Origin of the sequence: Treponema sp. UBA7567 (assembly GCF_002476655.1) — a bacterium.
GTDB lineage: Bacteria > Spirochaetota > Spirochaetia > Treponematales > Treponemataceae > Treponema_D.
In genome coordinates, this window is the sequence record NZ_DLLH01000037.1 from 35,298 (window position 1) to 51,006 (window position 15,709).

The window sequence follows — 15,709 nt, forward strand, 5'->3', positions numbered from 1 at the left end:
TAATGACATAAAATCATAAAATTCGAAGTTTGGGCTAGTTAACTAGTCGGCTGTCTGAAACTCTTTTTCAAATGTATGCGTCTTTGTTTCTTTTGAAAAATTTTTCCCGCTTGTATACTGCGTCTTTATCATTATCCTGTAGCTTCCGCTTTCAAGCTCGCTGGGAACAACGCACGAGACTGTCTTTGGCTCGTTGCGTCCGAGCTTTTCTGCGGCGAGCTTTACGCTCTTTGTCTCGTCTTTTGTATTCACAAAGTAAAGCCCCACGTCCTCATTCCCGCCACAGACTGCGATGTTTGTTCCTTTTATACAGAGAAAGCCGCCTTTTGTAAGACATTCCGCGCTTTTGCTTTCAAGGTCATGAACTTCTGTGATTTCAGGAGAAATGCTGTTTCCCTGCCTGATTACAGGAACAATCTCCTTTACAAGCTCCTTTGTCTCCGCCGTTACGCAGCACGAAACAGAAAGAGCGTGGCGGTCGCCGCTGAATGTGTCGTTTTTTGACTTGAAAACGCCGGAAAGTTTCAGGCTGCTTTTTGTGAATCCGTCGTCAACGGTGCAGCCGCTAAGGATTCTGGCAAGCTTCGCGTTTCTTAAAAGGGCTGCGACAGACAAAAGCTCTTCCTTTGAGTAGCTTTTGTTAAGCCCTGCGGTGATAATGTCGCAGACCAGGTCTTCTGTTGTGCAGGTTCCCTGGTTAATGACGCGCGCATAGTAGCTTCCGGCTGTTTTGCCGTTTAGCGTGTTTTTATATAGCGCGAACGGCACTTCGTTTGATTTGTGTTCAGCTGCTGTTGTGCTTAATGTGTTGATATTCATCTTATACCTCTTGTATGTGAATAAATTCGTCGGTTCAGGCTTTTTACAATTCCATTCATAATTTAGTCCTGAATCTTTTTATAAAAGGCCCGGATTTTGCTTCCGGCCTTGCCCGTCTTGTTCAAAAAAAAGAAATGTTTTCTGGAAACTCCGAAACTTTTCTTTTTGTCTTTCTGTCCGTTTTTAAAGGCGGACAAGCCTTTTTTAGAAAATCAATTTGTTTGCCTCCTGTTGTTTTTTAATTCGATAAAACCGAATTAACTGTGTCTAAAATATAACTGCCCTCAGCCGATTTGTCAAATTTAAATTCGTAAAAATCGAATAAAATATCAAAAAATATTAAAGAAATCTTGAATTATTCCGAAAATATGAATATTATTCGTGTAATGCGAGAAAAACGGAGAGCAAACTGCGTTTGGGGGCTGATATGCTCGTTTCATTTTCATGCGGAAATTTCTTGTCTTATGACTCAATACAGACCATTTCTTTGGCAGGCGGAAAAAAGCTCCGCACAAAAAAAGACCACCTTTACTATCCGAAAAGCGGCTCTGCAATCTTGAAGACCGGCGTGCTGAAGTTCGCCGCGGTTTACGGAGCGAACAGCGCGGGCAAGTCCAACTTTTTCAAGGCGATGAACGTTCTTAGAAGCTATATTCTTTCGGGGCATATTGTGCAGAATTCCGCCGAGCTTTACTGCCGCATTAAAAGCGGAAACAAGGAAAAGCCGTCGTTTTTTGAAATCTGCTTTCTAGTTGACGACGTTCCGTATACTTACGGGCTTAAAGTCGATATGCAGAAGAAGCTCGTTGTTTCAGAGTGGCTTTATTTTAAAAAGTCTGAGGAGAAAAAATATCTCTTTAAGAAAGAGTCTCTTGAGTCCGGAATTGTGTTCGGCTCTGTACTTGAAAACTGCCGGGAGATAAAGGTTCTTGCGAATGTTTTTTCAGGCGGCGAAAGCCCTTTTCTCTACTGCATGAACCACAACACAAAGTCTTTCTACGAGAAGAACGCCAGTGCGGTTATTCTAAGGCGGATTTTTGAATGGTTCGCAAAAAGCTTTGAGGTGATTTATCCTGACCAGCCGATAAACGACACTGCCCTTCTTGATGACTCATGCTCGCTAAAGGATTACGCTGAGCTTCTGAAGAAATTCGGGACTGGGATTGTGGAAATCAAGAAAGAGGAAGTGAGCGAGGACAAGGTAAAGGCGAACCTTTCTTTTATCGACAAGACAAACCTTGACTTTCAGATGAATATGGTGCGGACAAACAGCATTATAAGCGGTCAGAAAAGCCATTGGTCTGCTGTAATAAGAAACCGCGCGAACATATTCACAATAAAGCTCGACGCGAGCGGAAACGCGAAATATTACGCCCTGAAATTTGTCCATCAGTACGGGGACGAGAAAGTTGACTACGAGATGAGGCGCGAGAGCGACGGAACTTACAGGCTTTTCCAGCTTCTGGACGTTCTTATGACGGCAAAGAACAAGGTTTTCGTGATTGACGAGATAAGCCGCTGCATGCATCCTCTTCTGACGATTAAATTTATAGAGACGTTCTTTGAGGTTGTGAAGGACCGCAACGTGCAGCTTATTGTTACAACGCATGAGACAAGGCTGATGAGCCATAAATTCCTGCGCCGCGACGAGGTGTGGGTCTGCGACTCTCAGGCCGACGGTTCAAGCAGGCTCTCAAATTTTGACGAGAAGCAGGTGCGCATAGACAAGGTGATGGACGAGAACTATCTTGAGGGAAACTTCGGCGGCGTGCCGAGGATTTAGAGGGATTAGGCAAGAAAACTGTTTTCAATCAGGCTGTACAAATACAATGCGCTTTGACCGTACAGCCCCATCGAGTCGTCTTCAAGCAATTCTGCCACCGGGGAATTGTAAATCATCCGCAGGGCTTCGTTTTCTGTCATATTCTTGTTTTTCATAAGAAGCTCTGCAATCTGAGGAATCAGAATCGTCTTTACAAGATGATGTGTGTCTGACATTTTTCACCGCCTCATTCACAGATGATTTTCCGCGCCGCTTGAAAGCCACTTGTCAAAATAATCCATCAGATATGTTTTTCCCATTCCGTGCAAATCTTCATAGTCACTTTCAAGATGGTTCAGAAGCCTTGTTTTTTCAAAATCCTTAAAAACCTTAGATGACGGAATATTTTTATATTCGGCGTAGTTCTATGCAATATGCTTTAAATGAAAGAACTGACATTTTTTCTCCAGAAAAAAGATTGCGGGACATTTTTTATTTGTAGATAATTTTAACACATATTTTGTGAATTCTAAACTTATCTGAGGAAGCGAATAACAAAAAAAATAACCTATGCGCATAAAAAACGCCCGCCTGGCTTGGTTTTGCCAAGTCCGGCGGGCGTTCTGTTTTACGGCGGCTTTTTGCGTTTATGCAAGTTCAGCCGCCGTAGTTTTTTAGCTTATCTTATTTATACAGCTCGATAAGTTTCTGCAAGTGAACAAATCTTGCCTTTGCAGCCTCTTCGTTTCTGTTGAACAGAACTTTCGCGCGTTCTGGGAACTTGCGTGTAAGTGAAGAGTAGCGTGTCTCGTTGTTAAGGAAGCTCTGGTAAGTTCCGTCGCCCTCTTTTGAAGTGAGCGTGAACGGATTCTTTCCTTCTGCCTTGAGAGCCGGGTTGAAGCTGAACAGGTTCCAGTAGCCGGCCTTTACAGCTGCCTTCATCTCGTCCTGGCAGTGGTTCATTCCGCCCTTTACACCGTGGAGCTCGCAAGGCGCGTATCCGATGATGAGGGAAGGTCCGTTGTAAGCCTCTGCTTCCTTGATTGCCTTGAGAGCCTGAGCCGGGTTTGCGCCGAGCGCAATCTGCGCAACGTAAACGTAGCCGTAGCTCATTGCAATTTCAGAGAGAGACTTTTTGCCCATCTCTTTTCCTGCGGCAGCAAACTGGCAGACTTCGCCGATGTTTGAAGCCTTAGAAGCCTGTCCGCCTGTATTTGAGTACATTTCTGTGTCGAATACCATGACGTTGACATTTTCTCCGGAAGCAAGAACGTGATCCAGTCCGCCGAATCCGATGTCGTAAGCCCATCCGTCGCCGCCGAAAATCCATACAGATTTCTTTGCAAGGTAGTCTTTCTTTTCAAGGATTTCTTTAGAAGTTTCACATCCGCAAGCTTCAAGCTCTTTTACAAGAGCGTCTGTTGCAGGAGAGTTTGCGATTGTGTCGTTCTTTGTCTCCAAGTATTTTGCAATTGCTGCTTTAAGGGAAGCATTGTCTGTCTTAGATTCAACTTCCTCGAGCTTTGAAATAAGGTTGTCGCGGATAAATTTCTGTCCTGCGTACATTCCAAGTCCGTGCTCAGCGTTGTCCTCAAAGAGTGAGTTAGCCCAAGCAGGTCCTTTCTTTGAGTCCTTGTTGATTGTGTAAGGAGCTGTAGCGGCAGGGCCGCCCCAGATTGAAGAGCAGCCTGTAGCATTTGAAATGTACATATGCTCTCCGAAAAGCTGAGTGATAAGGCGAGCGTAAGATGTCTCTGCGCAGCCTGCGCAAGAGCCTGAGAATTCAAGCAATGGCTGGCTGTACTGTGAAGTCATCGGTGAAAGCGGCAATGTGTCAACTTCCGGCTTCTTAGAAACATTAGCTACAAGGTAATCCCACTGCGGCTGGTTCTTGACAAGGCTTTCCTGCGGAACCATTGTGAGAGATTTTGTAGGACAAACTGTTGTGCATTCGCCGCAGCCCATGCAGTCGAGCGGAGAAACAGACAGTGTGTATTTGTACTGTGAAAGTTTCGGGTTCTTTACAGCGAGAGTCTTTGCTCCGAGTCCCTCAACTTTTGAAGCCTCGTCGGCTGTAAGAAGATACGGGCGGATTGTCGCGTGAGAGCAGACAAACGCGCAAGAGTTGCACTGAACACAAGTCTCTGAATTCCATGCTGGAACCATGACCGCTGTTCCGCGCTTCTCGTATGCGGAAGCTCCAAGCTCAAACTGTCCGTCCGGATTGTCCTTGAATGCAGAAACAGGAAGGTTGTCTCCGTCCATAAGTCCGATTGGATTCATGAGCTTCTCGACCATAGCGACTGTTTTTGCCTCGCCCTTGAGAGCAGGCTTTGCAGCGTCCGGAGCCGGATTTGCCCAGCTTTCAGGAACTTTTACCTCGTGCAGTGCGCCCGCTCCCTGGTCGATCGCCTGGCAGTTCATGTCGACGATGTCCTGTCCTTTCTTAGAGAACTTTGCGACAACCTTTTCCTTCATGTATTTGATTGCTTCTTCTGAAGGAAGAACGTTCGCGAGCTTGAAGAATGCGGACTGGAGAACTGTTGAAGTGCGTTTTCCAAGTCCGATTTTTGTCGCGATGTCTACAGCGTCAACTGTGTAGACTTTAATCTTGTTGTCGTAGATGTATTTCTTTGACTCTGCAGGAAGATGCTTGTCAAGTTCCTCGTCTGACCACTGGCAGTTGATAAGGAAGATTCCGCCTTTCTTGACATCCTGAACCATCTTGTATCCCTTGATGATATAAGACTGGTTGTGGCAGGCAACAAAGTCAGCCTGATTGATGTAGTAAGGAGACTTGATTGGATGGTCGCCGAAGCGCAGGTGAGAAATTGTGATTCCTCCTGTCTTCTTTGAGTCGTACTGGAAGTAAGCCTGAATGTACTTGTCTGTGTGGTCGCCGATGATTTTTGTCGAGTCCTTGTTGGCTCCGACAGTTCCGTCACCGCCGATTCCCCAGAATTTGCACTCTACAGTTCCTTCAGCAGATGTGATTGGAGCCGGCTTGACTTCTGGCAATGAAAGATGAGTAACATCGTCAACAATTCCGATTGTGAAGCGTGATTTTGGAGCGTCTTTTGCAAGCTCTGTGTAGATTGCGAACACTGAGCTTGGAGGAGTGTCTTTTGAGCCGAGACCGTAGCGGCCGCCTGTAAGAACTACATCGTTCAAGCCAGCCTCGCGCAAAGTTGCGGCAACATCAAGGTAAAGCGGTTCTCCGAGAGAGCCTGGCTCCTTTGTTCTGTCGAGAACTGCGATTTTCTTTACGGTTTTCGGGAGTTTTTCAAGGAATTTTGCAGAAACCCACGGTCTGTAGAGATGGACTTTTACAAGGCCGACTTTCTCGCCTTTCTTTGTAAGATAGTCGATGACTTCCTCTGCAACGTCGCAGATTGAGCCCATCGCAACGATTACGCGGTCAGCGTCCGGCGCGCCGTAGTAGTCGAACAGGCCGTAGTGAGTTCCGAGCTTCTCGTTGATTTTGTTGATGTATTTCTCAACGATTGCTGGAAGTGCGTCGTAAGTTGAGTTGCAAGCCTCGCGGTGCTGGAAGAAAACGTCTCCGTTCTCGTGAGAGCCGCGCATTGCAGGATGCTCTGGATTAAGCGCGTGCGCGCGGAATTCCTTTACAGCGTCCATGTTGAGCATTTCTTTGAGGTCAGCGTAGTCCCAAAGCTCGATTTTCTGAATCTCGTGTGAAGTGCGGAATCCGTCGAAGAAGTTGATGAAAGCGACTTTTCCCTCGATTGCAGCCAAGTGCGCAACCGGAGCCAAGTCCATGACTTCCTGAGGGTTAGACTCAGCGAGCATTGCGGCTCCAGTCTGGCGGCAAGCGTAAACGTCTGAGTGGTCGCCGAAAATGTTCAAAGACTGAGTTGCGACACAGCGCGCAGCAACGTGGAATACACAAGGAAGCTGCTCAGCCGCAATCTTGTACATATTCGGAATCATCAAAAGAAGACCCTGGGAAGCTGTGAAAGTTGTTGTCAAAGCTCCCGAAGCGAGAGAACCGTGAACAGTTCCCGCCGCGCCTGCCTCAGATTCCATTTCGATTACTTTTACTTTTTCACCGAAAACGTTCTTCTGGCCGTTCGCAGACCAGTTGTCAACCCAGTCGGCCATTGGAGACGACGGGGTGATAGGATAAATACCGGCTACCTCAGTAAAAGCATAAGCGACGTGAGCCGCAGCCTGGTTTCCATCCATCGACTGTTTCTTTCTGGACATATTGTCCTCCTAAATTAACTATGGATTTTTTTGTCAAATAGAAGCAGAAAAGTTAATTCTGAAATTTATATTATTTTATAACCTGATTTGATTTTTTTCAATATTATGTCTTCATTTGAATTTGAAAATACAAAAATCTATTGCAATAAACAACTCAATCCACAACAATCAAACAAAGCGATTAAAACACTTTGACAAAAAATTGAACTTTAATAAGTTTTATAAAATACAAAAAGTATTATCTAGTCCAAATATTAAGTTTTGATAAGAATAATAATTTAAGTGTCATTCACGTGTGCTACGACAGTGCGTTTTTTTCTCAGTAAACTCGGTCAGAAACCTGTTGGAAATTTTCAAAAGATTATCGGCTCAAGCCAGATATGACATTAAACTATAAAATTCGAAGTTCAGAGGCTATTTAGAATAAAAATCTCGCAATTTCCTACATTTTTTTATTTTTACCCAGTTTTTTATCACATATATAAAAAGGAAATATCTATTTTTAAATGACGAACATTCGTCATTTAAAACATCTTTAAACAAACTAACGGTTAATAGTTTAAAACGGATTTTTCTTTTTATAAAAGTGTTTCTCATGAAACATTTTTATCAGTTAAAAATACCTTTTCGAATAAATGAAAAATTTTACGCTTATATTAAACAGTTTTACTCATAATTATCACTTATCATTTAACAAAATTATCAAATGTTTCTCATGAAACAACTTCACTAACCTCTGTGTGTTTTTTATCTCATATCTTCATATTTCAATGCACCACTATTTTAATACTTTAAAACAAATCAATACTTAATATTAAGTTCCTCAACAAGTATTGAGTATTAACCTAAGCATCGAGTTTTGATAAGAACAGTAATTTAAGTATCATTCACGTGCTGCGACAGTGTGATGGTTACGCTGCAAACTTAGCCAGAAATCTACTGGAAATTTTCAATAGATTATCGCCTCAAGCCAGATACAACAAGGGAGTGACAATCTCGGCAATGACATTAAATTATAAAACTCGAAATTAAGACTATTGACAACTTGTTTCTCATGAAACATTTTTGCCAGATTTTTAGTAAATTTTCATTTTTTATAAAACTCAACTTTCAGTAGTTTCATCAACAACACAAAATTTATTTAACTAATAAAGCAATTTGTTTCTCATGAAACATTCTGTTAAAAAAAGTTTTTATAACTTTTCGCCTGCATTTCAATAAAGTTAAAATTCCATTTTTATGTTAAAAAAAATGTTTCTCATGAAACGTCACAAATTCTTGAATTACCCTACTAGAAAAATGATGAAATTTTTTGAATAAAAAACTTCTTCATAAAACTAAAATCAAAAGTGTTTCTCATGAAACATAGATAAAGTCATAAACAAAAGTTATCCACAAGTATTCCACATTCGGACATAAAAATAAAATTCAACAAAATTTAGTTAAATTCTTTTATAATAAGGAATTAAATTTTTCAAAACACTTTTTTTTTGAGATTGCCGCATTTTTAAACAAGTTATCCACAGGCAAGACACCAAATTCTTCAGCTACCATTATAAATAGATGTGGACAAAAAAAGACCAGAGAAAAATCTCTGGTCTACCTGATGGTCATTTGATCTTTACGAATCTGTCATAAAAAGATCATTTAATAAATAAAGTCCCCTCAACTTAATTATAATTAAATAAAAAAGTTTTGTCATTACATTAAAAACAATTTATCTAATTCTTTATAATACAAAGAATTAGATAAAAAATTACTCTTTATCTTTTTCATCTTCGCTTGCAACTTTATCAAAGCCTACAACATAATCTGGTTCGTCGATATTTATAATACGGGTTCCAGAAGATGCTCTGCCCTGCTTTGAAATCATTGCTGCCGAAACTCTAAGAGTTTTTCCCTGCCCAGACATACAGATTACTTCATCACTTTCTGAAACCGCAATTGCGCCTATAATTTCGCCCTTGCCGTCAATATTTCCGAAAATTTTCTGTCCGCCAGTTCCACGTCCGTGTTTTCCAAACTCATCAAATCCAACTCGTTTTCCATAACCTTTTTCGGTTATAACAAGCGCATCTTTATTTTGTTCAACACTGATTGCAGCAGCAACTTCATCTCCAGAAGCAAGACGAATTCCTGTAACGCCAGAACTTGCTCTTCCCATTGGACGAACACTTTCTTCAGAAACTCTAAGAGCCTGCCCTTTTCTTGTAATAAGCATTGCATCGTCATTTCCGGAAGTCAACATTGCAGAAACAAGATGATCTCCATCATGAAGCTTAATTCCGATTACGCCACGAGTTTTTGCATTTGCAAATTCAGTAGTTTTGCATTTTTTTACAGTTCCATTTGCTGTCGACATAAATATATACTGCTGATCGGTATAATCTTTCATAGTTACAATTGTGGGAATTTCTTCATCAGGGCTAAGCTGAATCAAAGATTTTACGCTTGAACCGCGGCTTGAACGGCTTGCTTCAGGAATTTCATGAACTTTTATCCAATACACTTTTCCAGCGTTTGTAAAAAAAGTTATAAATGATTTTGTCGTTGCCGTAAAAATCTGATTGATGTAATCACCTTCAATCAAAGTTGCGCTCAAACTTCCTTTTCCACCACGACTCTGAGCCTTGTACTGAGTAAGAGGAACTCTCTTGATATAACCAAGTTTGGAAATCATAACGACAACTTCCTCTTCTTTAATCATATCTTCTGTATTTATCTGCTCTACTTCGTCAGCAACAATATCAGTTTTTCTGTCATCGCCATATTTTTCTGCCAGTTCATTTGTTTCGTCTTTTATCAGCAGGCGGATTTTTTCGTGATGAGCAAGCAAATCTTCCAAATGATCAATCAATGCCTGAAGTTCTTTAATCTGGTTCTGCAAATCTTCAATAAGAAGATGAGTAAGCCTTTTAAGAGGCATATCAACTATCGCCTGTGCCTGCTCGTCATCAAAATCAAAGCGTTTTTCAAGGCGGAGTTTTGCTTCTTCTGTGTCGCGGCTTGATTTGATAATTGCAATTACTTCATCAATATTGTTAATAGCTGTAATTAAAGCCTGCAAAATCTTCATCTTATGTTTTGCAACTTTTAAATCATAAATCGTTCTGCGCGTAATTACTTCGTCGCGATGCTCTACAAAATATTGAATCAACTGCTTTAAAGTAAGAATCTGCGGTTTTAAATAAACATTTGGAAGCTGCAACTGAGGCTCGTCATATCGCAAACCATCTTTCTGCTGAGGAACAAGAGCAAGATTGATTACGCCAAAATTTGACTGCAAGTCCGTTTTTGCAAAAAGCTGGTTCAAGACGATTTTTGTAATTGCATTTTTTTTAAGCTCAACTACAAGTCTCATTCCAACACGGTCAGAAGTTTCATCGTTTGCATCGGCAATTCCTTCAATTATTTTGTTTTCTGCAAGTTCGTTGATTCTTTTTATGATATTCGTTGTATTTACTCCATAAGGAACTTCTGTAAATACAATGCGTTCTTTTCCTTTTTTGTCTGTTTCAATATTGAATTTTGAGCGAATTGTAATTCTTCCGCGACCAGTTCTATAAGCTTTTTTGATTCCTTCACGACCGTAAATTACACCGCCAGTCGGAAAGTCCGGACCTTTTATATAAGTCATCAATTCATCAATTGTAATTTCCGGATTGTCAATGTAAGCCGCAATGGCAGAGGCAACTTCGCGTAAATTGTGAGTCGGCATATTTGAAGCCATGCCAACGGCAATACCAGTTGTTCCGTTACAAAGAAGAAATGGAAATTTTCCAGGAAGAACTGAAGGTTCAACTGTCGTATCATCAAAGTTAGAAACCATATCTACAGTTTCTTTGTTAATGTCGGCAGTCATTTCCTCGGTGATTTTTGACATTTTGGCTTCGGTATAACGGTAAGCCGCTGGAGGATCACCTGCAATCGTACCAAAATTTCCCTGCGGAGTTACAGTCGTATAACGTTGCGCAAAATCCTGCCCCAAACGAACCAATGCATCATAAACGGAAGCATCACCGTGAGGATGATAATGTCCCAAAACTTCACCAACGATTGTGGCACATTTTTTTGTTTTTCCGCCGCTCGAAAGATTAAGTTTGTCCATTGCGTACATAATTCGCCTGTGAACAGGCTTTAATCCGTCGCGAACATCTGGCAAAGCACGCTGAACAATTACAGACATCGAATAGTCAATATAAGCCTGCTTAACTTCGTCTTCGATTGGAATTTTTATTACCGTTCCACCTTCCGGTGTTTTTTCTTCTTCTAACATTTTTAGTTCCATTTTGAGGTGGCCGAGCCTGTCAAAACCACTTTTTGTCTATTGGTCATTTTTTACAGGCTCAATGACCTTTTTTCTTTTATTTTAGTTATGCTATCGTTAAATATCCAAATTTGCGTAACTTGAATTCGATTCAATAAATTCGCGCCTTGGTTCTACTTCTTCGCCCATGCAGACTGTAAAAATTCTATTTGCTGCTTCTGCGTCAGGAACAGTTACAACACGCATTTTTCTTGTGGCAGGATTCATTGTAGTTTCCCACAATTGGTTTCCGTCCATTTCACCAAGACCTTTATAACGCTGGACATCTGCCTTTTCTCTCTGTTCTCCAAGAGCTTCCAAAGCAGCATCTCTTTCTGCATCTGAATAACAGTAAACAGGCTCTTTTTTTCCAAGCTGAACTTTAAAAAGAGGAGGCATTGCCAGATAAACATAACCTTTTTCAATAATTTCAGGCATATATCTGTAAAAAAAAGTCAAAAGCAAAGTTCTAATATGAGAACCGTCGACATCTGCATCGGCCATGATAATTATTTTGTGATAACGAATTTTTTCGATGTTAAAATCTTTTCCAAAGCCAGCGCCGAGCGTATCAATAATTGGTTTAAGTTTGTCGTTTTCCATAACCTTTGCAGGATCAACTTTTTCAACGTTAAGCATTTTTCCCCAAAGAGGAAGAATTGCCTGAGTTTTAGATTCTCTTCCTTTTTTTGCAGAACCGCCGGCCGAATCTCCTTCGACAATATAAACTTCGCAAATAGAAGGATTATCTTTTATTGAACAGTCAGAAAGTTTTTCCGGCTTTTTAAATCCAGAAAGTCCAGACTTTTTGCGTGAAGCGTCTTTTGCCTTACGAGCTGCAATTCTCGCAGTTGCTTCTCCAATAGATTTTTCAAGAACTTTTTCGAGAATTGCCGGATTCAGCTCAAAGAAAATTGTAAGCTTTTCTTTTACAAGAGAATCTACAATTCCCCGGACTTCAGGATTTCCAAGTTTATCTTTAGTCTGGCCAACAAATTCTGGTTCAGGAACTTTTATCGAAAGAACGGCAACAAGTCCGGCACGAACATCATCACCCGTCAATTTTTCATACGGATCTTCTTTTGAATCGATTTTTCCGTCTTTTTTAGGCATTTTTTTCTTCAGTTTTTCATTTCCATCAAGAGCTTTTGAAAGAACCGAAAGAAGTCCTGAACGGAAACCGTCAAGATGAGTTCCACCGTCGCCAGTGCGAATATCATTTACATAAGTGTGGATGTTTTCTGAATAACCCTCGTTGTACTGAAAAGCAAGCTCTGTAATTACAGAGCCTTTTTCCGGATTGTCATCTTCTTTTTCGCCAACAATAAAAATAGGTTCCTCAGGATATTTTATTTTTGACTTTGAATTTAATTCCTGAACATAATGAACAATTCCGCCTTCATATTTGAGAATTTGCTCTTTTGGAGTTTCAAGACGTTCATCTCGAAAAATAATTACGATTCCGCTGTTCAAAAATGCAAGCTCTTTTAAACGCTGAATCAAAACATCCCAGTCATAAGTTGTCGTAACCGTAAAAATCGATTTGTCGGCTTTCCAGCGAATTATAGTTCCGTGCTCGTCTGTATCGCCAATAGTTTCAACTTTTGTAACTGGAATTCCGCGTTCATATTTTTGACGGTAAATATGTCCATCACGTTTAACAGTTGCTTCAAGCCAATCTGAAAGAGCATTTACACAAGAAACACCAACACCGTGCAAACCGCCGGAAACTTTATAAGATTTTTTGTCAAATTTTCCACCAGCATGAAGCCGAGTCAAAACCAGTTCAAGAGCACTAACATGTTCTGTCGGGTGCATTGCAACAGGAATACCACGACCATTATCTTCAACACGCACAATGTCGTCTTTTTCGAGAGCAACAACGATTTTATCGCAATAACCAGCCATTGCCTCGTCAATACAGTTATCAACAGTTTCGTAAACAAGATGATGAAGTCCCTTTGGTCCTGTAGATCCAATATACATACCAGGACGCTTGCGGACAGCTTCAAGACCTTTTAATACTTGAATACTGCCAGCATCATAAGAAGAAGCCATTTTTCTATTCCTTTATATTATATGATTTTATGATTTATTACAAAAGATACGGATAGAATTTTTGAATAGTAAAAATTATATTTGTATTGAAGAAAAAAGTAAAGGTGAATTATAATCAGTTCTATGTCCAGCCAGAATTACAAAGATTTTTTTGAAGAAGCAATTAAACAAATACGAGAAGAAATGAACGAAAACAATCAGTCGGACGAATTTACTCTCTGGTTTAATATGGATTACGTAGAAGACACTCTTTCTCAAATTACTGTTTCTGTTTCTTCAGAATTTATGTGGATTCAGATGAATTCAAAAAAATACGTTCAAAGACTCGAAGATAAAATAAACGAATTGACTGGACAGCAAATTTCAATCACCCACATTGTAAAAAATAAACAGACCGTTTCAATTCCAAAAAAAGAACCTTTGCCAGAACCTAAAACAAAAACGGCGGAACCAGAAATTGTTCATCAGGTTGAAAAAAAATCCGAACCAACTGAAAATTCTCATAAAAAGCATCCTCAATTAAATGAAAATTTTACTTTCGAAACCTTTGTTCCGGGCGAAAACAGTATTTACGCTTACAATGCTTCAATTTCGGCAGCAAAAAATCCAGGAAAAGCTTACAACCCAATATTGATTTACGGTGGAGTTGGTCTTGGAAAAACTCATCTTATGCAGGCTTTGGGAAATTTTATTTATTCAAACAACGAAAAAACAAAAATCGCCTATACAAGCGCTGAAAATTTTACGAATGAATTTACAGCCTCGCTTAAAAATCAAACAATAGACAATTTTAAGAAAAAATATCGCAGTCTTGACGTTCTTCTTCTTGATGATATTCAGTTTCTTGAAGGAAAAGAAGGAACTCAGGAAGAACTTTTTCATACTTTCAATTCAATTTACGATAAAAACGGACAGATTGTTTTTACAAGCGACCGTCCAATCAAAGAATTAAAAGGTTTTACAGAAAGAATCAGTTCTCGCTTTAGCCGCGGTTTAAATGTTGACCTTCAGCCGCCAAATTACGAAAACAGGCTTGCAATCATTCAAAAAAAACTGGAACTTCTTCATAAATCTATTCCTCAAGATGTAATTGAATATATTGCAAAAAACTGTCAGACAAACGTCCGCGATATTGAATCCTGCATCACAAAATCAATTGGCTTTGCGGAACTTGTAGGAAAGCCTCTCACTGTCGAAATTGCTCAAAATCAGCTTAGAGATACAATAAATGACCCTTATTCTGGAACAATCACAATTGAAAATATTCAAAAAGTAGTTGCTGAGCATTACAATGTTTCAGTTTCTGACCTAAAAAGCAAAAAGAAAGACAGAAAATTCGTAATTCCAAGACAAATTTCAATTTATATTTGCTGCTCTTTAACAGAATATTCAACTACAGAAATCGGAAATGAATTTGGAGGAAGAGATCACACAACAATTATGCATGCGCGCGACAAAGTTGAAAGTCTTTTAAAAACTGATTCTTCAATGAATTCAACAGTAAACCTGCTGATTCGCGCAACAAAAGATTTTAGAAAATAAAAAACACAAATTGTTAATCTTATGGTAATATGTTGTGTAAAAAGTGTGGAAAACATTTAGATCTGTGAATTTGTGAATTTAATGTGAATTCAATCTACAGAGTTATCAACTTTTTAATTCTTTAAACAACAAAGAGTTAAATTAGTTATCAACAAATTCACAACTCTTATTATTACTATTACTAAATTTATTAAAATTTAGAATTTATTAGTTTGTGTATATAAAAAAAATTTTGAAAATAAAACTTTTTAAGGAGTCCAAAAATGAAGTTTACTTTTGACAGAAATTCAATGATAAATGAGATTTCAATTGCCCAGGAAATCATTTCCACAAAAAGCGCAATATCAATTCTTTCTAATGTCCTTTTTATTGCACAGAACAACACTCTTACAATAAAAGCAACAGACATAAAAGTAAATTTTGAAACAAAGATTCCTGTTGAAATTGAAGAAGAAGGTTCTACAACTGTATTCTGTGATAAATTTTTGGGAATTCTTTCAGTTCTTGATGAAGGCGAAATTGATTTTGAATTGCAGCAAAAGGATAATCAGACAGTTGCCTTGATTCGCCATTCAACTAAAAAAAATAAATTCCAGTTAAAATGCACATCTCAGGATAAATTCCCAGAATTTCCAATTGCAGAAAAAGTTCCTTTCTTTGAAGTTCCATCGAAAGAAATAAAAAAAATGATCAGCCAGACTTCTTTTGCAGTTAGCGCAGATGAAACCCGCTATTTTATGAATGGAGTTTATTTTGAAAAAAGAGATAATAAACTTGTTCTTGTAGCAACTGACGGTCGCCGTCTTGCTTATGCTTCAAAAGAATTTCCAGAGGGAATTGCAGATTTTCCGGCGGCAATTGTCCATCCAAAAGTTTTAAATATTGTCGCAAGACATCTTTCTGACGAAGGAAACATTTCAATTGCTATTGTCGATAAAATGATTTTTTTCCGTTTTCAGAATTACGAACTTTCTTCAACTCTTATTGATGGACAG

General features: G+C 39.4%; 8 protein-coding genes and 1 pseudogene. 3 read left to right on the forward strand and 6 right to left on the reverse strand.

The window, feature by feature from the left end; all coding sequences use genetic code 11:
* Positions 1-42: 42 nt before the first annotated feature.
* Positions 43-819, reverse strand: coding sequence for a DUF4469 domain-containing protein (locus B3Y13_RS04470; protein WP_296667871.1), 777 nt, complete (start codon positions 817-819; stop codon positions 43-45).
* 427 nt (positions 820-1,246) lie between these two features.
* Between B3Y13_RS04470 and B3Y13_RS04475 the strand changes: the two genes are divergently transcribed.
* A complete protein-coding gene (locus tag B3Y13_RS04475; protein ID WP_296667869.1) occupies positions 1,247-2,602 on the forward strand; it encodes an AAA family ATPase in 1,356 nt (451 codons plus the stop codon).
* Between the two features lie 5 nt (positions 2,603-2,607).
* Here B3Y13_RS04475 and B3Y13_RS04480 read toward each other — a convergent pair whose 3' ends face one another.
* From B3Y13_RS04480 to gyrB, 5 genes and pseudogenes are all read right to left on the reverse strand, one after another.
* Positions 2,608-2,817, reverse strand: coding sequence for a hypothetical protein (locus B3Y13_RS04480; protein WP_296667867.1), 210 nt, complete (start codon positions 2,815-2,817; stop codon positions 2,608-2,610).
* A 15-nt stretch (positions 2,818-2,832) separates the two neighbouring features.
* Positions 2,833-2,994, reverse strand: a pseudogene (locus B3Y13_RS09910) (DUF3791 domain-containing protein); the annotation flags it as partial.
* A 271-nt stretch (positions 2,995-3,265) separates the two neighbouring features.
* Positions 3,266-6,808: a pyruvate:ferredoxin (flavodoxin) oxidoreductase gene (gene nifJ / locus B3Y13_RS04485; protein ID WP_296692932.1), complete on the reverse strand. Its 3,543-nt coding sequence runs from the start codon at positions 6,806-6,808 to the stop codon at positions 3,266-3,268.
* Positions 6,809-8,564: 1,756 nt separating this feature from the next.
* A complete protein-coding gene (gene gyrA, locus B3Y13_RS04490) occupies positions 8,565-11,084 on the reverse strand; it encodes a DNA topoisomerase (ATP-hydrolyzing) subunit A (protein ID WP_296692935.1) in 2,520 nt (839 codons plus the stop codon).
* Positions 11,085-11,192: 108 nt separating this feature from the next.
* Positions 11,193-13,172, reverse strand: coding sequence for a DNA topoisomerase (ATP-hydrolyzing) subunit B (gene gyrB, locus B3Y13_RS04495; protein WP_296016089.1), 1,980 nt, complete (start codon positions 13,170-13,172; stop codon positions 11,193-11,195).
* 123 nt (positions 13,173-13,295) lie between these two features.
* Here gyrB and dnaA point away from each other — a divergent pair, with 123 nt between their 5' ends.
* Together dnaA and dnaN are read left to right on the forward strand one after the other, a co-directional pair.
* Complete coding sequence (dnaA, locus tag B3Y13_RS04500; RefSeq protein ID WP_296016094.1) at positions 13,296-14,714, forward strand: chromosomal replication initiator protein DnaA; 1,419 nt, start codon at positions 13,296-13,298, stop codon at positions 14,712-14,714.
* 263 nt (positions 14,715-14,977) lie between these two features.
* Positions 14,978-15,709, forward strand: a 732-nt coding sequence (dnaN, locus tag B3Y13_RS04505; protein ID WP_296692938.1) for a DNA polymerase III subunit beta, incomplete at its 3' end; no start/stop codon positions are given.